The 24,011-nt window shown below is 69.7% G+C and carries 20 protein-coding genes and 1 pseudogene; 10 read left to right on the top strand and 11 right to left on the bottom strand.

Annotation, left to right across the window (positions count from 1 at the left end; all coding sequences use genetic code 11):
• Positions 1 to 187: 187 nt before the first annotated feature.
• Positions 188 to 1,183: a DMT family transporter gene (locus tag B7438_RS16085; RefSeq protein ID WP_085370689.1), complete on the bottom strand. Its 996-nt coding sequence runs from the start codon at positions 1,181 to 1,183 to the stop codon at positions 188 to 190.
• Between the two features lie 70 nt (positions 1,184 to 1,253).
• Between B7438_RS16085 and B7438_RS16080 the strand changes: the two genes are divergently transcribed.
• The 3 genes from B7438_RS16080 to B7438_RS16070 are packed head-to-tail and all read left to right on the top strand — an operon-like array spanning position 1,254 to position 2,638.
• Entirely contained in the window at positions 1,254 to 1,802 is a 549-nt protein-coding gene (locus B7438_RS16080; RefSeq protein ID WP_179150851.1) for a CGNR zinc finger domain-containing protein, read from the top strand.
• Between the two features lie 38 nt (positions 1,803 to 1,840).
• Entirely contained in the window at positions 1,841 to 2,296 is a 456-nt protein-coding gene (locus B7438_RS16075; RefSeq protein ID WP_085370688.1) for a prevent-host-death protein, read from the top strand.
• Positions 2,297 to 2,638 (top strand): hypothetical protein, encoded by a 342-nt coding sequence (locus B7438_RS16070; protein ID WP_085370687.1) that lies wholly within the window; start codon positions 2,297 to 2,299, stop codon positions 2,636 to 2,638.
• Between the two features lie 22 nt (positions 2,639 to 2,660).
• Here B7438_RS16070 and B7438_RS16065 read toward each other — a convergent pair whose 3' ends face one another.
• The 3 genes from B7438_RS16065 to cls all read right to left on the bottom strand — a co-directional run bounded on the left by B7438_RS16065 (position 2,661) and on the right by cls (position 5,596).
• Positions 2,661 to 3,545 carry a hypothetical protein gene (locus tag B7438_RS16065; RefSeq protein WP_085370686.1) on the bottom strand — a complete coding sequence of 295 codons (885 nt, stop codon included), beginning with the start codon at positions 3,543 to 3,545 and terminating at the stop codon, positions 2,661 to 2,663.
• Positions 3,546 to 3,574: 29 nt separating this feature from the next.
• The gene (locus B7438_RS16060) at positions 3,575 to 4,069 is read right to left on the bottom strand and encodes a hypothetical protein (protein ID WP_085370685.1); all 495 of its coding nucleotides are present in this window, start codon (positions 4,067 to 4,069) and stop codon (positions 3,575 to 3,577) included.
• Positions 4,070 to 4,135: 66 nt separating this feature from the next.
• Positions 4,136 to 5,596, bottom strand: coding sequence for a cardiolipin synthase (gene cls, locus B7438_RS16055; RefSeq protein ID WP_143465994.1), 1,461 nt, complete (start codon positions 5,594 to 5,596; stop codon positions 4,136 to 4,138).
• A gap of 154 nt (positions 5,597 to 5,750) precedes the next feature.
• Here cls and B7438_RS16050 point away from each other — a divergent pair, with 154 nt between their 5' ends.
• Positions 5,751 to 7,493: a cell wall-binding repeat-containing protein gene (locus B7438_RS16050; RefSeq protein ID WP_085370684.1), complete on the top strand. Its 1,743-nt coding sequence runs from the start codon at positions 5,751 to 5,753 to the stop codon at positions 7,491 to 7,493.
• A 30-nt stretch (positions 7,494 to 7,523) separates the two neighbouring features.
• Positions 7,524 to 8,168, top strand: a pseudogene (locus B7438_RS16045) (NADPH-dependent F420 reductase); the annotation flags it as partial.
• A 24-nt stretch (positions 8,169 to 8,192) separates the two neighbouring features.
• Here B7438_RS16045 and B7438_RS16040 read toward each other — a convergent pair.
• Positions 8,193 to 10,064 carry an alkyl/aryl-sulfatase gene (locus tag B7438_RS16040; protein ID WP_085370682.1) on the bottom strand — a complete coding sequence of 624 codons (1,872 nt, stop codon included), beginning with the start codon at positions 10,062 to 10,064 and terminating at the stop codon, positions 8,193 to 8,195.
• Between the two features lie 134 nt (positions 10,065 to 10,198).
• On the opposite strand from B7438_RS16040, the gene B7438_RS16035 reads away from it, so the two are divergent.
• From B7438_RS16035 to B7438_RS16025, 3 genes are all read left to right on the top strand, one after another.
• Positions 10,199 to 11,617 (top strand): ATP-binding protein, encoded by a 1,419-nt coding sequence (locus B7438_RS16035; RefSeq protein WP_256922077.1) that lies wholly within the window; start codon positions 10,199 to 10,201, stop codon positions 11,615 to 11,617.
• Between the two features lie 12 nt (positions 11,618 to 11,629).
• A complete protein-coding gene (locus tag B7438_RS16030) occupies positions 11,630 to 12,715 on the top strand; it encodes a hypothetical protein (protein WP_256922076.1) in 1,086 nt (361 codons plus the stop codon).
• A gap of 175 nt (positions 12,716 to 12,890) precedes the next feature.
• Entirely contained in the window at positions 12,891 to 14,003 is a 1,113-nt protein-coding gene (locus B7438_RS16025) for an acyl-CoA desaturase (protein WP_085370680.1), read from the top strand.
• 196 nt (positions 14,004 to 14,199) lie between these two features.
• On the opposite strand, the gene B7438_RS16020 is transcribed toward B7438_RS16025, so the two are convergent.
• Positions 14,200 to 14,541 (bottom strand): YciI family protein, encoded by a 342-nt coding sequence (locus B7438_RS16020; RefSeq protein WP_085370679.1) that lies wholly within the window; start codon positions 14,539 to 14,541, stop codon positions 14,200 to 14,202.
• Between the two features lie 166 nt (positions 14,542 to 14,707).
• On the opposite strand from B7438_RS16020, the gene B7438_RS16015 reads away from it, so the two are divergent.
• A complete protein-coding gene (locus tag B7438_RS16015; RefSeq protein ID WP_256922075.1) occupies positions 14,708 to 15,439 on the top strand; it encodes a hypothetical protein in 732 nt (243 codons plus the stop codon).
• 30 nt (positions 15,440 to 15,469) lie between these two features.
• On the opposite strand, the gene B7438_RS16010 is transcribed toward B7438_RS16015, so the two are convergent.
• The 3 genes from B7438_RS16010 to B7438_RS16000 form a co-directional block, all read right to left on the bottom strand.
• Positions 15,470 to 16,480, bottom strand: coding sequence for a PHP domain-containing protein (locus B7438_RS16010; RefSeq protein WP_085370697.1), 1,011 nt, complete (start codon positions 16,478 to 16,480; stop codon positions 15,470 to 15,472).
• A gap of 8 nt (positions 16,481 to 16,488) precedes the next feature.
• On the bottom strand, positions 16,489 to 17,922 hold the full coding sequence (locus tag B7438_RS16005) for a DHA2 family efflux MFS transporter permease subunit (protein ID WP_085370678.1): 1,434 nt from the start codon (positions 17,920 to 17,922) through the stop codon (positions 16,489 to 16,491).
• Between the two features lie 106 nt (positions 17,923 to 18,028).
• Positions 18,029 to 18,592, bottom strand: coding sequence for a TetR/AcrR family transcriptional regulator (locus tag B7438_RS16000; protein ID WP_085370677.1), 564 nt, complete (start codon positions 18,590 to 18,592; stop codon positions 18,029 to 18,031).
• 98 nt (positions 18,593 to 18,690) lie between these two features.
• Between B7438_RS16000 and acs the strand changes: the two genes are divergently transcribed.
• Positions 18,691 to 20,679: an acetate--CoA ligase gene (gene acs / locus B7438_RS15995; protein WP_085370676.1), complete on the top strand. Its 1,989-nt coding sequence runs from the start codon at positions 18,691 to 18,693 to the stop codon at positions 20,677 to 20,679.
• Positions 20,680 to 20,681: 2 nt separating this feature from the next.
• Here acs and B7438_RS15990 read toward each other — a convergent pair whose 3' ends face one another.
• Positions 20,682 to 21,551 (bottom strand): serine/threonine-protein kinase, encoded by an 870-nt coding sequence (locus B7438_RS15990; protein ID WP_085370675.1) that lies wholly within the window; start codon positions 21,549 to 21,551, stop codon positions 20,682 to 20,684.
• Positions 21,551 to 23,590 carry a glycogen debranching protein GlgX gene (gene glgX / locus B7438_RS15985; RefSeq protein ID WP_085370674.1) on the bottom strand — a complete coding sequence of 680 codons (2,040 nt, stop codon included), beginning with the start codon at positions 23,588 to 23,590 and terminating at the stop codon, positions 21,551 to 21,553. Before glgX ends, B7438_RS15990 begins: the two co-directional genes overlap by 1 nt.
• Between the last annotated feature and the right edge of the window lie 421 nt (positions 23,591 to 24,011).

Genomic DNA, 24,011 nt, shown 5'->3' with positions numbered 1-24,011 from the left:
GGGTGGCGGGGGTTGTGGTGGCGCTGGGGCTGYTGGTGGAGTCGTTCGGGCGGGATGTGGTGTGGTTGGTGGTGCGGCGGGCGACTGCTCCCACGCGCGTCAGAGCCCCCAGGCCACCGGCGTGGTCACGCCGCTGACCCAGTCACGGCGCAGGATCGCGTACGCCACCGCGTCCAGCGGCCGTCGGTCAGTTCCGCTGGCTCCGGGTGAGCGAGGTGGGATGCGTGTCCGCAGCGCTGTCCCGTTCGTCCCCACGCTCGGCAACCTCCACCTCAACCTCCCCTTTCTCCGACCGCACGAACCCGATCCCCACCAGGATCAGCGCACCGCCGACGAACTGCAGCAGCCCCAGGTTCTCGCCGAGCAGCAGCCACGCGTAGAAGGTCGCCGCCACCACTTCGAGCAGTCCCGTGAACGACGCCAGCCGCGAACCGAGCATCTCCGTGGCGGTGATGCTCGCCGCGTATGCGATGGCGGTCGCGAACACCCCGATCACCAGGATCGGCACCCACCACGGCGTCTGGCCGCCGAACAGGTTCACCGGCGCGAAGCTGACCTGGAACGGCACGAGTCCCGTCGCCCCCACCAGCGCAAGGGCCACGCCGCCCACCAGCAGCCCCGACGACGCCAGCGCTACCGGCGGCAGCCCGTCGCTCGGGCGGGCGGCGATCAGGTAGAACGCCGCGCAGCCGACCATCGCCGCGATGGCGAGCGCGAGCCCCAGCGGGTCGACGCCGCCGGAGCCGTCCGGGGAGACCACCATGACGAGGCCGCTGACCGCGACCACCGAGCCGATGATCACCACGGCCTTCGGTGGGCGCCGGGTGCGCGCCCAGGCGATCGCGACCAGCAGCAGCGGGGCGATGTATTCGATCAGGATGGCCGTGCTCACCGGGATGCGCTGGATGGCGGCGAAGTAGAGCAGCTGGGTCGCCGCCACGCCGACCAGCCCCATCCCGAGCACGCGCCAGCGTCCGCGCCACAGGGCCGACCAGCGGCCGCGCAGCAGCAGGATCGCGACGGGGGCGAGCACGATGCCGCCGGTGAACGCGCGCACAGTGACGGCGGCGGCCGGGCTCCAGCCGGATTCGAGCAGCGGTTTCACGAAGGCGCCGGACAGGCCGAAGGTGGCCGCGGAGACGACGGCGATGAGGAGTCCGAGGGTGGTGTGGCTGCGCTTCATGGCGAATCCTGGTCAGGGTCAAGGTGGATGATGGTCCTGACGCTAGTCTTGTCACGGATAAGGAGTCAACTTGCATTTTGCCCCTGACACCGAGGATGCCCTGGTCTTCGCCGTCGCCCTCTGCAACACCGTGCCCAGCGCATCCAGGAGCGGAGAGGACGAGCTCGCGACAGCCGACCAGGTGGCCGACTTCGTGATCGCCCAGAAGTACTCCGGCCGCATCGACCGCGACGCTACCGAACTGCGCGAAGTGCACGAGACCCGCGAGCGCCTGCGCCGCACCTGGTCCCTCTCCCGCGACGACGCGGCCGTCGAGGTCAACGCCATGCTCGCCGACGCCAACGCCCGCCCATACCTGATGCGTCACGACGGCTTCGACTGGCACCTGCACGCGACAGCCCAGGATGCGCCGCTCGCCGAGCGCATCCGGGTGGAGGTCGCCCTCGCCCTGGTCGACGTCATCCGCTCCGGCGAGACCGGCCGCCTCCGCGTCTGCGCGGCCGACGACTGCACCGGCCTGCTCCTCGACCTGTCCCGCAACGGCTCCAAGCGGTTCTGCAGCGTGCGCTGCGGCAACCGGATGAACATGGTCGCGTTCCGCAAGCGGCAGGGGGAGTAGCCCTTTCTTCAGAAGAAGTTCTGAACTATGCTGGGGGAATGCTCGCACCAGGACAGACACAACAGGTCTTTCATTCGTCGGAGCTGAGCCGCCACTCCACCCGCGTCTTCGCTGCCGCCGAAGACCGACCCGTTGAGGTGACCCGCCGCGACGGAGAGGACCTCGTTCTGATGTCCAAGCGAGAGGCCTCCGCCCGGGACAATCTGCTCCAACTTGCTGCCACCCTCATCGGCGTGGCGACCGATACACGCGGAACTCTGGCGGAGCGGATGTCCGATGCGATGCCGTGGATGCTCGCCCTCAGCCCAGAAGACCGAGTCACGTGCGCCAGCGCACTCCTCGAGGCAGCGCGCGCGTCGTTCTCGACCGGCCAGCCCCACCTCGCCGTCGCTGAGTTGACGTCGTGGCAGGAGACTGCGACGGCCGTCGCTGCCGGACTCGGAGCCGCTCCTGTCGAATGGCTCGACACCGAAGCACAGGTCGAGCGGCCGTAAGTGGCGCGGGACAAGAAGGTCTCCCGGCCGACCAAACGCACTGAATACACGATCGAGTTCGCCAGCGTGCAGGCACAGCGTGGATGGATCGACCTGTGTGCAACGATCCGCGGGCCGCTCGCGGATGCCTGGGACGTCCTCACGCGCATGCCGCAGGCGGTGACGCCGACGAACTACCCGCTGAAAGGTCAGCTGGGGACCGTCTCGCGGAACGGCAGGGCGCACCAGCGCTGGCAGTGCAAGCCGACTCTGAAGGGCGACGCTCGAATCTGGTTCTACGTCGAGGGTCAGGTGGTGTACCTGGAGCAGGTCCATACCCACCATCCCAACGCCACCAAGTAGGCCGAACTCTCGGGTCCCCCCGCTAGGACACCTCGAGCCCCAGCTCCTGCCGCCAGTGCGCCAGGAACTCCGCCCCGGCGTCGTCGTGGATCGCGTCGCCGATCGTGATCACCTCGTACGGCTTCTCCAGGATGCCGTCGCTCGGCCGCACATCCACGTGGGCGACGTCGAAGCCGGCGCTGTGGACGTAGTCGGCCATCTTGTAGTCGCTGCGGGAGTCGCCGATGGAGCGCCAGCGGCGGGGGAGTGGGCCGAGTTTGGCGAAGTAGTCGAGGGCGCGCTGGGCGCCGCGGTCCTTGTCGAGCAGCACCGATTCGATGTCGGTGGAGATGATCGTCTGGTCGATGCGGAACGGCAGCTCGCCGTTCGCATCCGGTGCCGTGCGGTCGCCGTAGCGCAGCCCGACACCCTGCGCCGTCAGCAGCAAGAAGGCGTCGTCCTGGAAACGCGCCTGCGCGGCGGCGTACGTGTCAGCGTCCACGTCGGTGCGCTGCTCGACGGAGATCATCGCGCGCTTGGTCTCGTCGAAGAACATCGTGTCCGCGTAGCGCTCGCGCACCAGGTTCCGGATGCCGTCGACCGCCTCCGGTGCGAACGCCACCGTCTCGTCGACGGTCACCTCGCCCATCCCATCCCCGGTGATCGGCGCCCAGGCTCCGCCCTTCTCGAACACGCCGAACATCCGTGCGCCGTGCTCGTCGAGTGCATCGCGCAGGCCGGCGTCGCACAGCGGGGTGACCACCTGGTTGCGGATGAAGTCGCCCGAGCGGCCGGTGATGAACGCGATCGGCACGCCGGCCGCCGTCATCGCGACCAGGTCGGTGACGATGCTCCGGATGTTGATGGTCCGGGTAATCGGGCTGGCGATGGGGCCGTCGACGTCGAAGAGGAGTCCGAGATTGTGCACAGTCCATTGTCGCCGAACGGCGGGGCCGGTCAGTGCTTCAGGTCGTTGCGCAGCCCATCCAGGATGTGGTCGAGCGACGCCCGCTTCTGCGCGGTGTCGACAACACTGGACGGGATGGTCACCTCCAGGCCGGAGCCGTACGTCGCCTTCATCCGGAACTTGCCCGGCCACTCGGTGTACGAGGCGGGGTCGAACGCCGGGATGCCGCCGCTGATGTCGAGACGCACGAGGTCGCCCCTGCGCTGCAGTTTGGTCGACACCGACGCCTCGCCGACAGCGCCGCCGCGGGCCTCGCCGATGGCGATGGTCTCCGGCGTGAACGCTCCGACCCGGAACGTGAAGCCCAACTCCGACTGTTCGAGGGCGGCGCCGAGGTAGACGATCGGGTCGTCGCCGATGGCGAGAGTGAGGCCGGTGAGGAGCCGGCCGTACCAGTTCGGGCGGGCGGCGAGCATCGCATCCAGCCCGGTCTCCGAAGAGATGAGGCGATGCAACGTGTCTCGTGTCTCCTCGAGTGTCGCCATGCCGGTCCTCCTACTTTCCTCCTGCGCGCGTGCGCGCGGCACTCGCAAGGGTACGCCTCTCTTCGGCTACTGCAGAGCCGAGGTGAGCCGGGCGGCGTTGTCCGCGATGCGGCCGAGCACCGGGCGGGCACGCCACTCTGCCAGGGACAGCTCGCTGCTCTGCGCCCGGTAGTGGTCCTCGACGACGCGCAGCCTGTCGACGGCCTCCCGGCCGTGCACCAGCACGGACACCTCCATGTTGAGGCTGAACGACCGGATGTCCATGTTGCTCGACCCGATGATGGCCACGTCGTCGTCGATCGAGAAGTGCTTGGAGTGCAGCACCGTCGGCGACCGGTACAGGTAGACGCGCACGCCGGAGCGCAGCAGCGCCTCGTAGTAGGAACGCTGCGCGTGGTAGACGAGCGCCTGGTCGCCCACCTCGGATGCGAACAGCTCCACCTCCACGCCACGCGCCGCCGCTGTGGCGAGCGCGAGCATGATCGACTCCTCCGGCACGAAGTACGGGCTGGTGATGCTGATGCGCCGCTCCGCTTTGTGCAGCAGCGCGGCGAACAGTTTCAGGTTGTTCTCTGCGTCGAAGCTGGGCCCGCTCGGCAGCACCTGCACGTCGAAACGCCGGCCGTCCGCCGCTCCGCCGAGCGTCACGGGCGTCTCGTCGATCGGCAGCAGCTCCCTGCTCTCACTGAACCAGTCGGTGACGAACACCGCGTCCAGCTCCCGCACGGCGGGCCCGTCGATCCGGACCATCAGCTCCAGCCAGTGCAGCCCGCGGGAGAGGTTTTTCCGCTTGTTGTACGAGGCGTCGACGAGGTTCTGCGACCCGGTGAAGCCGACCAGACCATCCACCACGACCAGCTTGCGGTGGTTGCGGAGGTCGGGGCGCTGCCACTGGCCGCGCAGAGGGCGGAGGGGGAGCATCCCGTGCCAGTGGATGCGGTGCGCGGCGAGGAACCGCATGGTCGCCTTCCTGCCCGGGTTCATGAACCCGGCGAGGTGGTCGGAGAGCACGCGCACGTCGACGCCGCGCTCGGCAGCGCGGGCGAGCGCGTCGAAGAACGGCCGGGTGGTGTCGTCGAGCACGAGGATGTAGAACTCGACGTGCACGAACCGCTGCGCCCTGTCGATTTCGGCGATCATGGCGTCGAACGATCCGACGTAGTCCTCGATGAGGTCGACGGTGTTGCCTCCGACCATCGGCAGGGCGCCGAGCCGCTCCGTCATGGCGACGATGCCGGGAAGCCAGTCCGGCCACTCGTCGCGGTGACCGACCGCAGCCAGGCTGGGGACGCGCTCGCGCATCCTGGCGGTGACGAACGCCTGGTCCGCCCTGCGCCGGGGAGGGAGCGTGGTGCGCCCGACCAGCAGGAACGCGATCAGCGCGAGCACGGGCAGGAACACCACCGCGAGCAGCCAGGCGATGGCCGCGGACGGCCGCCGGTTCGCCGACACCACCACGGCGGCGAGGATCACCAGCACGCCGTGCGCGATCAGCAGCAGGATCGCCAGCACCTCGCCGTCCATCATGCGGCGTCGGTGAGGGAGGAGCTGGGGGTCACAGCACGGAGCCTAGCGCCCGTCGATCCCCATCACTGGGGTGGTGCGGGGGTCGGTGGCCGTCGATAGCGTGTGGCGTACCCGAACCGAGTCATCGCGACTCGCCTCCACCCGAAGGAAAGCTGTGAGACGCTCGATCCTCGCGGCGGCCGTGCTGGCCGTCGTCGCCTCCGTCTGCGGTTCCGTCGTCGTCGCTCTGCCGGCGACCGCCGCGTCCGCCACCGGCAGCGCCGTGCTCGCCGGCCTGCCGGTCGCCGCGCCCGTGCAGACCACCACGTACAACCGGAGCCTGTTCCCCACCTGGGTCGACGCCGACCACGACGGCTGCGACACGCGCTCCGAAGTGCTGCAGGCGCAGACCACGGTCGCCGTCACGTTCACGACGGCCACCGGATGCACGGTCGCCACCGGCAGCTGGAACTCCTGGTACGACGCCCAGACCTGGACGCTCGCCTCCGATGTCGACATCGACCACCTGGTTCCGCTGAAAGAAGCGTGGATCTCCGGCGCCTGGGCGTGGACGACCGCGCAGCGGCAGGACTACGCCAACGATCTGAGCATCCCGTACGCGCTGCAGGCGGTGACGGACAACGTCAACCAGTCGAAGAGCGACAAGGACCCGGCGGCGTGGATGCCTCCCGTGGCTGCCGTCGCCTGCCAGTACGCGCAGGACTGGGTGCTGGTGAAGTACAAGTGGGGTCTGGCGATCGACCCCGCCGAGCAGGCGAAGCTGGCCTCGATCTTCACGACAGGTGGATGCGGTGCGCAGCCGCTCACCCTGCCCGCCACGGTGACCACGTCCAGCGGTGCGGGCGTGCAGCGCATCGCGGGCTCCGACCGGTTCGGCACCTCCGTCGCGATCTCGCAGAGCGGGTTCCCGACCGGTGCAGGGGTCGCATACCTTGCCACGGGCACGAACTACGCGGACGCCCTCTCCGCTGCTCCGGCCGCTGCCGCGCAGGGCGGGCCGCTGCTGCTGACCACGCCGGGCGGCCTCCCCGCCTCGGTGGCCTCCGAACTCGCCAGGCTGAAGCCGGCGCGCATCGTGATCGTCGGCGGGACATCGGTGGTGTCTGCGGCGGTCGAGCGGCAGGCGCACAGCTACGCGCCGCAGGTGGACAGGATCGCGGGAGACGACCGCTTCGCCACCTCGCGGGCGGTCAGCGCCGCGGCGTTCCCGAGCGCGGCGACCGCCTTCATCGCGACCGGCCGCAACTTCCCCGACGCGCTCTCCGCTGCAGCAGCGGCAGGCGCATCTGGATCGCCGGTGATGCTCGTCGACGGCGCTGCCGGGGCGGCCGACGGAGCGACCGTCTCGCTGCTGCGCGGGATGCACGTGACATCCGTCGTCCTCGCGGGCGGCACGAGCGCGGTGAGCGGAGGGATCGCGTCGTCGCTCGGCTCGGTGGGGTCGGTGACCAGGCTGTCCGGCGGCGACCGCTACGAGACCTCGAACGCGATCAACCACGCGCGGTTCCCCTCCGCATCCCGGGTGTACTTCGCGACGGGCACGAACTTCGCCGATGCGCTCGCCGGTGCAGCGCTGGCCGGACGCGACGGCTCGCCGCTGTTCGTGGTGCCGTCCGGATGCCTTCCGCCGAGCACGGCCGCGACGATCGCGACATACGGAGCGGTCGGCCGGGTGCTGCTCGGCGGCCCGAACGCACTGAGCAACGCGGTCGGCGCAGGAACCGTCTGCGCGCCGCCGCCCCCGCCTCCCGCGCCGCCGGCGCCTCCGGTGCCGCCTGCGCCTCCCGCGCCTCCCGCCGGAGCCACCGCCCTGTGCAATGACGGCACGTACTCCTACGCCGCGCATCACCAGGGAGCGTGCTCGCATCACGGTGGCGTCGCCATCTTCTACAAGTAGGAATTCCCCGGCCCCGGTGACGTTGTACGCGGCATGACCAACGTAGGAATCATTGGGGCCGGGCACATCGGCACCGCACTTGCACGCACGTTCATCGAGCACGGGTACACCGTCACCATCGCGAACTCGCGCGGGCCGGAGACGCTCGCAGAGCTCGTCGCCGACCTCGGCCCGTCCGCCACGGCTGCGACCGCCGCAGAGGCCGGTGCCGCCGGGGACTTCGTGGTGGTGACCGTGCCGCTCAAGTCTCTCGCGGACATCCCGGTCGAGCCGCTCGCGGGCAAGATCGTCATCGACACGAACAACTACTACTTCGAGCGTGACGGCCACATCCCGGCCCTCGACGACGGCACGGCCACCGTGTCCGGGCTGCTGCAAGAGCACCTGCCGGAGTCCAGGGTCGCCAAGGGGTTCAACCACATCGGCGCCCGCGACATCCAGGGCAGCGGCTCGCCCGCCGGAACCCCGAACCGTCGCGCCCTCGCCACCGCGAGCGACTTCGACGACGCGGCCGCCCTCGTCACCTCGATCTACGACGAGTTCGGCTACGACACCGTCAACGTCGGACCGCTGTCGGAGAGCTGGCGGGTCGAGCGCGACCGCCCGGCGTATGTCGTCCGCCAGAACCGCGAGGAGCTCGAAGCCAACCTCGCCAAGGCGCCGCGCACCATCTGATCGCCGACGCCCGCACGCCGACTCTCACGGGGTGACGATGGCGAAGTCCGGGTCTCCTGTCGACAGGACCGCGAGGAGGGCAGGCAGCGTCCCGGCGTCTCCGCTCACGGTGACGCCGGGTGAGACGCTGTCCCCTCCGAGCAACCCGATCAGTCGCGCCTTCGTGACGGTGAGCGTCGTGGGGGCGGTGCCGTCCGCCGGCCGCTTCCGGTAGACGAGCACGCCGTTCTTGAGCGTCACGCGGTAGGTGGCGTCGAGGTCGGTGAACGTGATGTCGAACGCCAGGTCGAGGTCCCAAGCCTTCGGACCGTCGACGGAGAGCGCGATCGAGTCGAGCAGCTGCTCGGCGGTGAGCTGGGCCACGATCGCGGGCGCCGACGTCTCCGTGGGCGTGCCGAAGGCGCCCTCGCGCAGCTCCGTCGCCCCGGACAGGAAGAAGTTGCGCCAGGTGCCGTTCTCCGCGCCGTACGCCAGCTGTTCCAGCGTGTCGGCGTAGAGGGCGCGCGCCGCGGCGTGCTCGGCGTCCGTGAACACGGCGTGGTCGAGCAGGGTCGCCGCCCAGCGGAAGTCGCCGGAGTCGAACGCCTCCTGCGCGAGCGCGACGACCCTGTCGACGCCGCCCAGCGCATCCACGTAGCGTTTCGCCTGCTCGACAGGGGGATGCGGCCACAGCCTCGCGGGGTTGCCGTCGAACCAGCCCATGTATCGCTGGTAGATCGCCTTCACGTTGTGGCTGACCGAGCCGTAGTAGCCGTGCGTGTTCCACGCCTTCTCGAGCGCAGGCGGCAACTGGATCGTCTCGGCGATCTCCGCCCCGGTGTATCCGTGGTTGATCATCCGGAGCGTCTGATCGTGCAGGTAGGCGTAGAGGTCGCGCTGGGTGGAAAGGAACCGGATCACGTTCTCCGTGCCCCAGGTGGGCCAGTGGTGGGAGGCGAACGCCACGTCGGTGCGGTCTCCGAACGTGTCGACGGCCTCCGTGAGGTATTCGGACCAGACGTGCGGGTCGCGCACCAAAGCTCCGCGCAGCGTCAGCAGGTTGTGCAGGTTGTGTGTGGCGTTCTCGGCCATGCAGAGCGCCCGGCGCTGCGGGAAGTAGAAGTGCATCTCCGACGGTGCCTCGGTGCCCGGCGCCATCTGGAACTCGATCTCGACCCCGTCGACCGTGTGCTTCTCCCCGGTCTCCGTGATGAACAGCGTCGGCACGATCATCCCGACCTCACCGGACGACGTGGTCTGCCCGAGCCCGGCCCCCACCTGCCCGAGCGGCCCGCGCGCGAGCACAGCGCCGTACATGTACCCCGCCCTGCGGCTCATCGCCGTTCCGGCGTAGACGTTCTCCGCGACGGCGTGCTCCACGAACCCTTCCGGGGCGATCACCTGGATGCGCCCGGCCTCCACATCCTCCACCGACGCCACCCCGAATACCCCGCCGAAGTGGTCGACATGGCTGTGCGAGAAGATGACGGCGACGACAGGGCGGTCTCCGCGATTGGCCCGGTACAGGCCGAGGGCGGCAGCGGCGGTCTCGGTGGAGATGAGCGGGTCGATCACGATCACGCCGGTGTCGCCCTCCACGAACGTGATGTTCGACAGGTCGAGCCCGCGCACCTGGTAGATGCCGTCCGTCACCTCGTAGAGGCCCTGGCGGGCGACGAGCTGCGACTGCCGCCACAGGCTCGGGTTGACGCTGGTGGGCGCGTCGCCGGCGAGGAAGGAGTAGCTGTCGTTGTCCCACACCACCCGCCCGTCCTGCGCTTTCACGACCCCGGGTTCGAGGGCGGCGACGAAACCGCGGTCGGCGTCCGCGAAGTCGTCCGTATCGTCGAACGGCAGTGAGTCGAGGAGTTCGCGATGTGCGGCTTCGACGGTCGGTGTCGGCGGCTTCTGGTCCATCTCCGGTCCCCTTCGCTCGCGGTCCCACCCGACGGCGGGCCATCACGCCCGACTATCCTCCGGGCCATCGGGGGCTGTCTAGTACTGAGATTCGGCCCTTGCCGCGGGCGCACCCGCGGTCATACCCTGACCACGTGACCTCGGCGCCCGATGGTGTTGCAACGTCGCTCGACGGAAGACAGTTCCGGTTCAGGACCCCCGTCGAGACGCCGTTCGTGCCCGGCGGGTTCGTCACCCTCCGCGACGGAGGCGCCGCGGGCGGCGCGGCAGAGGCCCGCGAACAGCTCGGGCAGGTCGACGATCTCGACTTCGACGGCGACGACACGCTCGCGGGCACCGGAAAGCTGCTGGGGGAGCGCAGAGCGGACGGCAGCCTCGACACCGGGGCGACGCATCCCTTCGCCTGGGCGGCCGTGGATGCGGCGGACGACGAGGCGGTCGAGCTCGTCTTCCGCGCGGCGAGGGCCACCCTCGACGTCGGATCGCTGATCGGCGTCGACAACGTGCGGGCCAGGCTGCTCACCCACCGGTTCAACCGGCACACCTTCTGGTGCGGCCAGAGCGGGTCGGGCAAGACGTACGCGCTCGGCGTGCTGCTCGAACAGCTGCTCGTCGACACCGAGCTGCCGATGGTGATCTTCGACCCGAACGGCGACTTCGTGCGGCTTCGCGAGCTGCGCACCGTCGTCGACACGGAGGCGGAGCGCACGCTCGCCGGGAAGGACATCCGGGTGCTGCGGCCCGGCGACAGTGAGAACCCGCTGCTCGCGCGGTTCATCGACTTCCCGATGCGGTCGAAGGCGGCCGTGCTGCGCCTCGACCCGATCGAGGACAGGGCCGAGTACAACGCACTCGTCCACCTCGACGTGCGCGAGGAAGCCAGGCGCCCCGACGGGATTGTCCCGGCGCTGCTCGCCTCGGGCGACCCGGCGGCGGAAGCCCTCGCCCGCCGCATCGAGAACCTGCGCCTGATCGACTGGGAGGTCTGGGCCGAAGGGCGGGAGGCGGTCACCGACATCCTCGACGACCGGCCGGATGCGACCGTGCTCGACCTGGGCGGGTTCGCCTACCCGGACGAGCATCTGGTCGTTTCCCTCGCCGTGCTCGACGACCTCTGGGCCAAACGGGAGTCGCGGCGACCGCTCCTCATCGTCATCGACGAGGCGCACAACCTCTGCTCGCCAGACGACGACCGGCCGCTGCAGCGCGCGGTGCGCGAACGGATCATCCAGATCGCGGCCGAGGGACGCAAATTCGGCCTGTGGCTGCTGCTGTCGACGCAGCGGCCGTCGAAGGTGCACCCGAACATCGTCTCCCAGTGCGACAACCTCGCCCTGATGCGGATGAGCTCACCGCTCGACCTGGAGGAGCTCGGCACGATCTTCGGCTTCGCGCCGCCGTCGCTGCTCGCGCACGCGCCCAGCTTCCGGCAGGGCGAGGCGCTGCTGGCCGGGGGATTCGCGCCGGCGCCGATGCTCGTTAAGGTGCGGGACAGGCTCACGGAGGAGGGCGGCGCCGACGTGCGCGTGCCCCTGCGGAATCCGGCCGGCTAGGGTCGGGGAACCGTGACGACCCAGGAAGTGACCGCCGAGGCGCCGACGCGGGGTGCGCATCCACTGTCCCGTGTGCTGCGAAGGCCGGTGGGCAGCGTCGAGTCCGTCGAGTCGTCTGCGCTTGTCATCGGAGCCGCGGTCTTCGTCGTCGGCGGCATCGTCGCGCTGTTCGTGTTCTGGGACAGGGACCTGCCCATCTCCGGCCGCGGCTCGATCGGCGAGTTCGCCGCGATCGGCGGCGCCGTGACCGCCGCTGTGGTGTTCGCGCTCGGGCGCATCCTGATCGACGTGGTTCCGCACCGGGATGCGGGAGCGCGCCCATCGCTGCGCCTGGCCGTGTTCGACGTGGTGGCGCTCGCCGTGGCGGTCGGGCTGATCGCGCTGCTCGCCTGGACGGCCATCTCGGACGTGGTGGAGCGCAGCTTCCAGGGCGCCGTGGTGTTCACACTGCCGGGCGCTGTGCTGGCCGGGGTCTCGCTGGCGCTCACCGCCTACGTCGTGTTCCTGACCGCCGTGCAGCTGACGTCGATGCTGCTCTCGCTCGTGCTCGCCGTCTTCCTGGTGGTCGGCGTGTTCACGAGCATGCTGAGTTCGTCCGACCCGCTCTGGTGGCAGAAGAACCTGTCGGCGCTCGGGATGACGGACGATCTCTCCGCCTTCGCGTTCAACCTGACGCTGATCGTGGCCGGAGCGATCGTCGTGATCATCGCGCGGGTGGCGACGGCGGGCATCCCGACCCCGGATCACGCGAGTCGCAGGGGCCGCGACCTCGTGCGGTGGGCGTTCGTGCTGATCGGGGTGTTCCTCGGGTGCGTCGGCGTGTTCCCCGTCGACCGGTTCTTCGTGCTGCACAACACCGTCGCATCCGGGATGGCCGTCGTGTTCGCCGCCCTCGTGATCGGGTTGCGCTGGTGGGTGCCCGCGATGCCGCGCGTGTTCCTGCTGCTCGGCTACGTCTACGTGGGCGTGGTGGTGGTGCTCGCCGTGTTCTTCGCCGTCGGCTACTACAACCTCACCGCGGTCGAGCTCGTGGCGGCCATCCTCATCTTCAGCTGGATCATCCTGTTCCTGCGGAACACCGCCGCGAGATACCCGTAACTGTCGCGTATCCCGGGCGTTTTGCGACAGTTGCCGGCATCTCGCGAAAACCGAGGCTGGGGATTTGCCCGGGTCGCGCCGGGCTCCCAGGGAGTGCGGGATATGGTGGGGCCATCCGGGCGAGCAGCCCACCCCCATATTGGCTGGGAAGTCGATCCAACCGAACGGCCCGCATATGGTTTCGCTCGCCCCTACCGCCGCACCCCGGGCATCCACGCTCGGCCCGATTCGCCGCACCGGCCCCCGCATCGAAGCGGCGCCCCCGGTCACCCAGAGCTTCAAGATCCTGCTGAACACCGTCCGCGACCAGGGCCTGCTGCGCAGGGCGAAGCTGTTCTACGCTCTCGTCGCCGGCGCTCTCGTCCTCGCCCTCGGCGGCGCGGTCGCCGGGATGATCCTGCTCGGTGACAGCTGGTTCCAGCTGCTCATCGCCGCAGCCCTCGGCCTGATCTTCACGCAGTTCGCGTTTCTCGCCCACGAGGCGTCGCACCGCCAGATCGCCGCATCCGGCCCCACGAACGACCGCCTCGGCCGGATGCTCGCCACCCTCGTCGTCGGCATCAGCTACTCGTGGTGGATGACGAAGCACACCCGTCACCACGCCAACCCCAACACCATCGGCAAAGACCCGGACATCGAGGTCGACACCATCTCGTTCGTCGAGGAGGACGCCGCGAAGCGCACCGGGTTCCTCGCCTTCATCACCAGGAAGCAGGGCTACCTGTTCTTCCCGCTGCTGCTGCTCGAGGGCTTCAACCTGCACGGCCGCTCGTTCGGTACCCTGTTCCAGCGCGGCAAGGTGGATGGGCGCGGCAAGGAGTTCGCATTCCTCGCGATCCGCTTCAGCCTCTACTTCGGCGCCATCTTCTGGCTGCTGCCGCTCGGGATGGCGTTCGCCTTCATCGGCGTGCAGCTCGCCGTCTTCGGCCTGTACATGGGTGCGAGCTTCGCCCCGAACCACAAGGGCATGCCGCTGATCGCCCCCGGCGTGAAGGTCGACTTCCTCAGCCGTCAGGTGCTCACCTCCCGCAACGTGGTCGGCTTCGGCATGACCGGTCTGCTGGGCGGCCTGAACTACCAGGTCGAGCACCACCTGTTCCCGAGCATGGCCAGGCCGCACCTGCGCAAGGCCGCCGCCATCGTGCGCGAGCACTGCCAGACCGAGAACATCCCGTACACCGAGACCTCGCTGATGAACTCGTACGGCATCGTCATCGAATACCTCAACCGTGTCGGCCTGTCCGCGCGCGACCCGTTCGACTGCCCCGCCGCCGCCTCGATGCGCTGACGCGCTGACGCCGTCGCGGCTGTCCCCCGAAGTGTGGACATGCGCTCTGCACAGAGCGGTCTACCGTATGGAGTGATCGCCGGATGGCAGGCCGGACCGTATTCGGGACGGACGGCAGAACTGCACTCCCGGTTTGTGGCGGCGGCGCGAGCTTTCGGGTAGCGAGCGCCGCCGCCGATCTCTGTCCTTGGGGTGACTACGTCCCGAGCGCCCGCACCTCGACCGGCGCGAAGCGCGCTTCGACGAACCGCGCCGCCAGCTCGACCGCCCTGTCGATGCCGGAGACGTCGACCAGGTAGTAGCCGCCGACGAACTCCTTGCTCTCGGTGAACGGCCCGTCGGTGACGTGCACGCCGTGGGCGTCGGTCCTCACAACGCGCGCATCCGTCACGCTGAGTTCTTGGGTATCGACCAGCTCGCCGCTCGCCGTCAGCTCGCGCTGGAGCTCCTGGTGCGCCCTCTCGAATTCGTCCTTGAGGTCTGTCGCCATCCTGGTAACGAACTCGTCGGTGTTGAAGATCGTCAGCAGATACTTCATCGTCGTCTCCTTATCGGCTCTGTCTCCTTCACGTCGAACGGGGTGCGGCCGATTCGACAGCTCGTGAGCGGTCCTTCCCAGAATGTACGCACGCTCAGGCGCGCGGTGCACCGAATCCGCGGATCCCGGTGACCTTTCCGCGGGCCTTTGCTACCCTCGAACGGGTATGCAGTCCGCATCCACCAGCCCCCGCAGTCATGGCCGCCGCTCGGCGGAACGCCGTGCTGCCCTGCGCACGCCGGGGCCGAGGGTGCCCGTGCACCACAGGATCGGCGTGACGCTGGCCGTCCTGGCACTCATCACCGGCTTCTCGATCGTGCCGACGGATGCCGCCCTCGCGGCGACTCTGGCCGTCCCGGTCAGTACCGTCGCCCCCGGCACGGATGCGCCGGAGCGCACCCCCGCGCAGCGCATCGACGTGGATGCGACCATCGCCGCCCCGGTCGTCGCCCGCGACCAGCTCTCGGCGACCGACGGCGTGCAGACCCTCAGCAACAACGGCACGAACGCCGACTGGGCGAAGCTCGTCCTGATGTTCGGCGGGTGGCCGCAGACCGACGCGAACGTGCAGGTGATGCTGCGCTGGATGCGCCAGGAGAACGGTCCTCCCGACTGGTGGAACCGCAACAATCCGCTGAACAACGGCTACGGCTCCGGTGGAGGGGCTGGTCTCGGCAGCTATCCGGACCTCACCACCGCCGCAGAGTACGCGGCGAAGAACCTGCAGCGCGGCTACCCGGGCATCGTGGCGGGCCTCACGGCCGGCACCTCCGCCGACGCGACCGCCGCGGCCATCTGGGCGTCTCCGTGGGCCACCAGCCACTACGGCAACGGCTCCCACTGGAGCACCGCCCCCGTGCAGCTGGTCAAGGCGCCCGCCTCCGCCTGGGGCAACTGACCCCGGGCCCCGACCCCCGGTCCGCCTCGCCTATTTGGCGGCGAGCCAGGCGCGGAGGCGGGGGAGCGGCCAGGTGGTGACGATGCGGTCGGCGGGGACGCCGTTGGCGGCGGCACGGGCCGCACCGTACGCGAGGAAGTCGAGCTGGCCGGGAGCGTGGGCGTCGGTGTCGATGCTGAACACGCATCCGGCCGCCAGGGCCAGCTGGATGAGGTCGTCCGGCGGGTCCTGCCGTTCCGGCCGCGAGTTGATCTCCACCGCGACATCGTTCTCCGCGCACGCGGCGAACACCCGCTCCGCGTCGAACTCCGACGGCGGCCGGGTGCCGCGCGAACCGGAGACCAGCCGTCCCGTGCAGTGCCCGAGCACGTTGGTGTGCGGGTCGCGGATGCCGCCGAGCATCCTGGCGGTCATCGTGGCCTTGTCCGAGCGCAGCTTGGAGTGCACGCTCGCGACCACCACGTCGAGCCTGCCGAGCAGCTCGGGCGTCTGGTCGAGCTCTCCGCTCTCCAGGATGTCCACCTCGATCCCGGTGAGCAGTTGCACGCTCCCGGTGTCGAGCGCCGCGATCACGTCGAGCTGTTCGGCGAGACGTTCGGCGCTCAGCCCGTTGGCGACGGTGAGGTTGGGCGAGTGGTCGGTGATCGCCTGGTACTCGCGGCCGAGCGTCGCGGCCGCCGCGGCCATCGCCTCGATCGGCGTCGTGCCGTCCGACCACTCGGTGTGCGCGTGCAGGTCTCCGCGCAGCGCTGCCCGCAACTCGTCGCCGCCCTCGGCCAGTGGATGCGCGTTCTTCTCGCGCAGATCGGCCAGGTAGTCCGGCACCTGTCCGTCCACCGCCTGCGAGATCACCTGGAAGGTGCGGTCGCCGATGCCCTTCGTGCGCTTCAGCCGCCCGTCCGCCACGCGCTCCCGCAGCTCGTCGGCGCTGAGCGGGGCGATGGTGCCCGCCGCCCTCCGGAAGGCCTGCACTTTGAACGTGGGGGCGAGTTCCCGTTCCAGCCAGAAGGCGATCTCGTTCAGGGCGTCGACAGCATCCATGGAGACCATCATGCTCCCGTTCGGCGCTGACGCAGCAGGACGACGACGACCGCGCCGATGATCGCGAGGACGGCGGTTCCGACGAACAGCAGGGAGAAGCCGTCGGAGACCGCGGTGGCAGCAGGGTCGCCGGCGCTGAGTCCCGCCGTGGTGCGGGCGGCCGCCACGCTGCCGAGGACCGCCAGTCCGAGCGCCCCTCCAATCTGCTGGCTGGTGTTGACGAGCCCGCTCGCGAGTCCGGAGTCCTGGGCGGTTGCGCCGTCGACCGCGAGCTGCGTGGCCGTGATGAAGCCTGCTCCCAGCCCGGCGCCGATCAGGATGCTCGGGCCGAGCAGCCCGCCCACGAACGAGGCGTGCGGTCCTGCGGCGGCGAGCCAGAGCATCCCGCCGGCGAAGACCACGAGGGCGGCCACGAGGGTCGGCCGCAGTCCGAGCTTGGCGATCAGGGCCGGCACGACGGCGGCGATCACCACGAGCGACCCGGCGAGGGGGAGCTGGCTGATTCCCGCGGTGAGGGCGTCGTAGCCGAGCACCTCTTGCAGGTAGACGGAGAGGGCGAAGAAGAGTGCTGTCGTCGCACCTCCGGCGAGGAGCATGACGACGTTGCCGGTGGCTGCGTCCCTGTTGCGGAAGAACGCGAAAGGCACCAGCGGATGTGCAGCGCGCCGTTCGACCAGCACGAACGCGGCCAGGAGGGCGAGCGCGGCGGCCGAGGTGCCGAGGGTGACCGGGCTCGCCCAGCCGAGCTGACCGGCGAAGCTGAGTGCGGCGACGAGCGCGGTGAGCCCTGCGGTGATCGTGGCCGCCCCCGCGATGTCCATGCGCTGGCGGTCGCCGGCCGGATCGCGACCGACCAGGAACGGGATGGCGACGAGCACCACGATGCCCACCGGCACGTTCACGAAGAACACGGCCTGCCAGCCGAGCAGCGCGGTGAGCACGCCGCCGAGGAGCACGCCGGCCGCGCTCCCGATCCCGGCGACGGCGCCCCAGACGCCGAGAGCCTTCGCGCGGTCCCGTCCGGTGACGAACAGCTGGGTGACCAGCGCGAGGGAGGCCGGCGCGAGCAGAGCGGCGGATGCGCCCTGGACGGCGCGGGCCGCGAGCAGCATCCCGCCGCTCACCGAGAGCCCGGCGATGGCGGACGCGACCACGAAGCCGGCGACGCCGATCAGGAAGACGCGGCGGTGGCCGTAGCGGTCGGCGAGTCGCCCACCGAGCAGGAGGAGCCCGCCGAAGGGGAGCACGTACGCGGTGATGACCCACGCGAGCGCGGCGGTGTCGAGGTGGAGCTGCGTGCCGAGCGCCGGGAGGGCGATGTTCACGATGGAGGCGTCGAGCACGACGAGGAACTGGGCGAGGGCGAGCACGCCGAGCGCCCACCAGCGATGCGCGCTGCGGGTGACGGCCGGGGCGCCGACGGTGGTGGATTCGAGGGACATGAGCGATTCCTTCCGATAGTGAGTGACTGATCAGTCACTCTTCTGGGTGTGAAAAACGAATGGTGCGATGAGAAGTGCGAGAAGGAGGGGAGCGGGGGAGGGGCGGCTACGGGTGCCGGATGCCCGCGGTGAGGATGCGGGCCCAGTCGGACGAGTCGCTCTCGATCCCGGCGGTCACGATGAGGTGGCACAGCTGCCCGAAGGCGATGAAGCGCTGCACCTCGTCGTCCGTCGCGCCGGAGCGCGTCTTGGTGAAGCGGGTGATCCTGGCCATGCCCCGCCGCAGGGACGCGCCGATCTCCGGCTCTGCTGCTGCCGACTGGGCGTGTACCTGGAGCATGAGCAGCGAGCGGTCCGCGATGAGCTCCGCGTATGCGTCCCCCATCGTGTAGAGGATGTCGGAGGGCGACTGGCTCGCGCTCGCCGCCGCGCCCGTGTCGAGGGCGTCCTCGATGCGGTCGAAGCAGCGATCCAGGGCGGCCACGAACAGCTTCTCCTTGCCGGGGAACAGCTTGAACACGTATGCGGGGGAGATCCGGGCATGCTCGGCGACCGCCGAGATCGGGGTGCCGAGGTAGCCGGACGCCCCGAACACGTCGATGGCGCTGGCGATCACGGTCTCGCGCCGTTCTTCGGCGGTCGAGAGGGTGGAGCGCGAGGAGGAAGACATGTGAGTGAATGTACACTCACTCTTTGCGCGCGGTCAAGCGTTACGTCCCCTTACGCCGCCCAGCGCCCGGCCGCGGCCCCCGCCGCTAGCGTCGGAGGGTGAGCTCCACCATCGAGAACCTCGGCCGCGAGACGCGCCTCTATCCGCCGACCGACGCGTTCGCGGCGCAGGCGAACGTGGGGGCGGATGCGTTCGACGACGCCAGCGACCCCGTCGCGTTCTGGGAGCGTCAGGCCGCGCGGCTGGACTGGGCGGAGCCGTGGCGCACCGCTCACACCTGGGAGCCCGCGACCGCCGGCACGGACGGCGAGCTGAGCATCCCGCGCGCCGAGTGGTTCGCGGGCGGCCGGCTGAACGCCGCCGTCAACTGCGTCGACCGGCACGTGGACGCCGGCAACGGGGACAGGGTCGCCATCCACTTCGTCGGAGAGCCGGGCGACACGGAGACCATCACATACGCCGAGCTGCAGCGCCGGGTCGCGAAGGCGGCCAACGCGCTCACGGCCCTCGGCATCGGGCCGGGCGACCGGGTGGTCGTCTACCTGCCGGTGATCCCGGAGACCATCGTCATCACGCTCGCCATCGCGCGCGTCGGCGCCATCCACTCGCTCGTGTTCGGCGGGTTCTCGGCGGAGGCGCTGCGCTTCCGGGTGGAGGACACCGGCGCGAAGCTGCTCGTCACCTCCGACGGCCAGTTCCGGCGCGGCACAGCGGTTCCGGTGAAGGCCAACGCCGACGCGGCCGTCGCGGGGGACAACGCCATCGAGCACGTGCTCGTGGTGCGCCGCACCGGCGACCTGACCCCGGACATCCCGTGGCAGGAGGGCCGCGATGTCTGGTGGCACGACATCGTGGATGCGGCGCCGGACACCCACGAGCCGGAGTTCTTCGACGCGGAGACGCCGCTGTTCATCATCTACACGTCCGGCACGACCGGCACGCCGAAGGGCGTCGTGCACACGACGGGCGGCTACCTCACCCAGGCGTCGTGGAGCCACTGGGCGCTGTTCGACGCCAAGGAATCCGACGTGTACTGGTGCACGGCCGACCTCGCCTGGGTGACGGCGCACACCTACGTGCTCTACGGTCCGTTCTCCAACGGAGCCACCTCCGTCATCTACGAGGGGACGCCGAACACCCCGCATCCCGGGAGGCACTTCGAGATCATCGAGCGCTACGGGGTCACCACGTACTACACGGCGCCGACGCTCATCCGGACGTTCATGACCTGGTTCCCGGACGGACTGGGCGACGGCTGGGAGCTGTCGAGCATCCGGCTGCTCGGCACGGTCGGCGAGGCCATCAACCCGGAGGCGTGGGTGTGGTTCAGGGAGCAGCTCGGTGCGGGAAGCGCTCCCGTGGTCGACACCTGGTGGCAGTCGGAGTCCGGCTCCGCCATCGTCGCGCCGCTGCCCGGGGTGACAGCGCTGAAACCCGGATCGGCGACCACGGCCGTGCCCGGCGTGACGGTGCGTGTCGTGGACGAGAACGGCGTGGACGTCCCGCGCGGCTCCGGCGGCTCCATCGTGATCGACGGCACCTGGCCGTCGATGGCGCGCACGGTGTGGGGCAACCCGGAGCGCTACCGGGACTCGTACTGGGCCACGTTCGCCGAGCACGGCTACTTCCTCGCCGGTGACGGCGCCGCCGTGGACGAGGACGGCTACATCTGGTTGCTCGGCCGCCTGGACGACGTGATCAACGTGTCGGGGCACCGCCTGTCGACGATCGAGATCGAGTCGGCGCTGGTCGCGCATCCCCAGGTCGGGGAGGCCGCCGTCGTCGGCGTCGACGACGCGACCACCGGCCAGGCCGTCGCCGCGTTCGTCGTGCCGAGCGGCCAGGCGTCCGCCGAGCAGCCGCCCAGCGAGCAGGTGCTGCGCGATCAGGTGACGCGCGAGATCGGCGCCATCGCTAAGCCGCGCCACATCGTCATCGTCCCCGACCTCCCCAAGACCCGCTCGGGCAAGATCATGCGCAGGCTCCTCGTCGACCTCTTCGACGGCCGCCCTCTCGGAGACGCCACCTCCCTCCAGGACGAGACGGTGCCCCACACCATCCGCGCCCTGCTGCAGAACCGGGTCTGAACCTAGTCGCGCGAAACGCCGGCGGAGGCGTGAACACCGTCGGACTCGATGACCGCGTCGCGGAATGCGGCGGTGAGCGTTGCGAACGGCGGCCGGGCGAGGGGGTCGCGCGCGGTCATGGCCGTCAGCAGCGCCGTCCACTGGCCGGGCAGGTCGCTCGGGATGGGCGGGTCGGTCCGCAGCCGCGCCAGGGCGGACTCCACGGCGGAGCCGGGGAAGGTGACCGTGCGCGTGAAGCACTCCAGCAGCACGAGGCCGAGCGAGTACACGTCGCTGGCCGGGGTGGCGTGCTCGCGCGACGCCTGCTCCGGGCTCAGGTAGGCGGCCGTGCCGGTCGTCGTGCCGTTCTCGTCCGGCTCCGGCCCGATGATCCCGCTGGCGATGCCGAAGTCGGTGATGCGCGCCCGTGCGCGGAACGTCGTGGTGCCGTAGGACACCAGCATGATGTTCGACGGCTTGATGTCGCGGTGCACCACCCCGTTGGCGTGCACGTATTCGAGCGCCTCCGACACGTCGTAGGCGATCTCGGCGATCTCCCGCTCGGCGAGGGTGCGCTCCACGATCGCGGTCTGCAGGTCGGTCCCCGACACCAGCTCCATCACCAGGAACGGCCGGGGGTCGTCGAGCGCCGAGTAGTCGACGCCGGCGTCGATCAGGGACACGATGCCGTGGTGGCTGAGCCGCGCGAGCGCCGCCTGCTCCCTGCGGTACTGCAGCATCTCCTCCTCGCCGCCGGAGCGGTAGACCTTGATGGCGACCTCGCGGTCGAGGAGCTCGTCCGTGGCGCGGAACACCCGTGCCTCCCCGCCCCTGCCGATGAGGGTGTGCGGCCGGTACCGGCCGAGGAGGGCGGGCACTTCGTGCTCGGACATCAGCCGGCCCGCGAACGCAGCAGCGCGAACGAGGTCTCGCCCACGATCAGGGACTCCGGATGCTCGACCGCGAGCTCGAGGTCGCTCGACAGTTCCAGCTCCCATGCCCCTCCGTCGGTCTCCGGGAGGGCGAAGTCGACGCCGTTCTCCGACGCGTTGAGCAGCAGCAGGAAGCTGTCCGACCCGGCGTGGCGCAGCTCGAACGCGATCGACTTGGCGTCCGCGTCCTCCCAGTCCTCGTCGGAGAACGGCTCGCCGTCTGCGCGCACGATGTGCACCGTGTCCGTCGCGCCCGTCTCCGGCGCCTGCCGGTACCAGTCAGGGCGCAGAGCCGGCTCCGCCCTGCGCAACCGGATGAGCGCGGTGGTGAAGTCGCGCAGCTCGGTGTCCGCGTCCTCCCAGTGGAACCAGGAGATCTCGTTGTCCTGGCAGTACGCGTTGTTGTTGCCCTGCTGGGTGCGCCCCAGCTCGTCGCCGCCGAGGACCATCGGCACGCCGGCGGAGAGCAGCACGGTGGCGAGGAAGTTCTTCCGCTGGCGTGTGCGCCTCGCGGTGATCTCCGGGTCGTCCGTCGGGCCCTCGACGCCGTTGTTGCATGAGCGGTTGTCGGATTCGCCGTCGGCGTTGTCCTCGCCGTTCGCCTCGTTGTGCTTCTCGTCGTAGCTGGTGAGGTCGGCGAGGGTGAAGCCGTCGTGGGCGGTGACGAAGTTGACGCTGGACAGCGGGGAGCGGCGGGAGTCCTCGTACACGTCCGGGCTGCCGAGCACGCGCTGCGAGAGGGTGGCGAGCATCCCGTCCGTGCCGCGCCAGTAATCGCGCACGTCGTCGCGGAACTTCCCGTTCCACTCCGACCAGCCGGCGGGGAACCCGCCCACCTGGTATCCGGCGGTGTCCCACGGCTCCGCGATCAGCTTGACCGTCGCGAGGGTGGGGTCCTGCTGCACGAGGGTGAGGAACGCGCTGTGCAGGCTGGCGTCTCCACCCTGCCGGGTGAGGGTGGTCGCGAGGTCGAAGCGGAACCCGTCGACGTGCATCTCGGTGACCCAGTAGCGCAGCGAGTCCATGATCAGCTGCAGCGCGGCGGGGTGGCTGACGTTGACGCTGTTGCCGGTGCCCGTCGTGTCGAAGTAGTGCGCAGCGTCGTCTTCGACGAGCCGGTAATACGCGGGGTTGTCGATGCCTTTGAAGCTGAGGGTCGGGCCGAGGTCGTTGCCCTCGGCGGTGTGGTTGTACACCACATCGAGGATCACTTCGAGGCCGGCAGCGTGCAGCGCCTTGACCATGCCCTTGAACTCGTCCACCTGCTGGCCGGCGTCGCCGGAGGCGGCGTACTCGCCGTGCGGGGCGAAGAACCCGATCGTGTTGTATCCCCAGTAGTTGCGCAGCCCCTTCTCCTGGAGGTGCGCATCCTGCAGGAACTGGTGCACGGGCATCAGCTCGACGGCGGTGACGCCGAGCGAGGTCAGCTTGTCGATGGCAGCGGGATGCGCCAGTCCGGCGTAGGTACCGCGCGCGTCCTCCGGCACCTCGTCGAGCAGCTTGGTGAAGCCCTTCACGTGCGTCTCGTAGACGACCGTCTCGGAGAGCGGGGTCGCCGGCGGCCGGTCGTCTCCCCAGTCGAACGAGTTCGGGTCGATGACGACGGACAGGGCGACGTGCCCCGCTCCGTCGGTCTCGTCGAGCTGGTCCGGGTCGTCGAGGCTGTGCCCGAACACCGCCTGACCGGTGTCGAACGCGCCGGTGACCGCGCGGGCGTGCGGGTCGAGCAGCACCTTCTTGTCGTTGAAGCGGAGCCCGTTCTCCGGGTCCCACGGGCCGGAGACCCGCAGCCCGTACTTCGTGCCCGGCGTGAGCCCCGGCACGATGCCGTGGAAGACGTGCGCCGTGCGCTTGGTCAGCTCGGTCCTGGTCTCGGTGCCGTCGTCGGCGAAGACGCAGACGTACACGGCGTCCGCGTGCTCGCTGTAGACCGCCACGTTGGCGCCGCCATCGACCAGGGTGACCCCCAGCGGATACCGACGGGATGCCTGCTCGGTCATGCGCGTCCCGCTCGATATTCCGTTGTGTTCATGCCAGCCTCGCCTCGTGGTGAATCGTTAGATTATCTAGACATCGTCGCCTGCCGCCACCCGTTGACAGGCGCGGGGGCGTCCGCTAGCCCGCGGGCGCGATGCCGAGATCGGAGGTTTGGTCCATGATCCCGGTATTTTTATATGTTTTGCCAAGATGATAAACATGATGTATATAATTGTGCAAAACTGATGGGCACGCGCGCACAAGCGTGCTGATACCGGCCGGAAGGAGGTGCACCATGGAAACTGCTTCTTTCGAGATCGAAGAGACGTCGGTCGACATCGACACTGTCGTGGTTCACCGTTCTTAGGACGCTGACTGCGAGGGGTGTGCATGACTGCACACCCCTCCTGACAAGGGATTATGAAGCACTCACTCACCGCGGCG

It is taken from the genome of Leifsonia sp. NCR5 (genome assembly GCF_002105485.1).
Lineage (GTDB): Bacteria > Actinomycetota > Actinomycetes > Actinomycetales > Microbacteriaceae > Leifsonia.
Note: the sequence above shows the minus strand (reverse complement) of the source record. Positions and strands in the feature narration are given on the sequence as shown.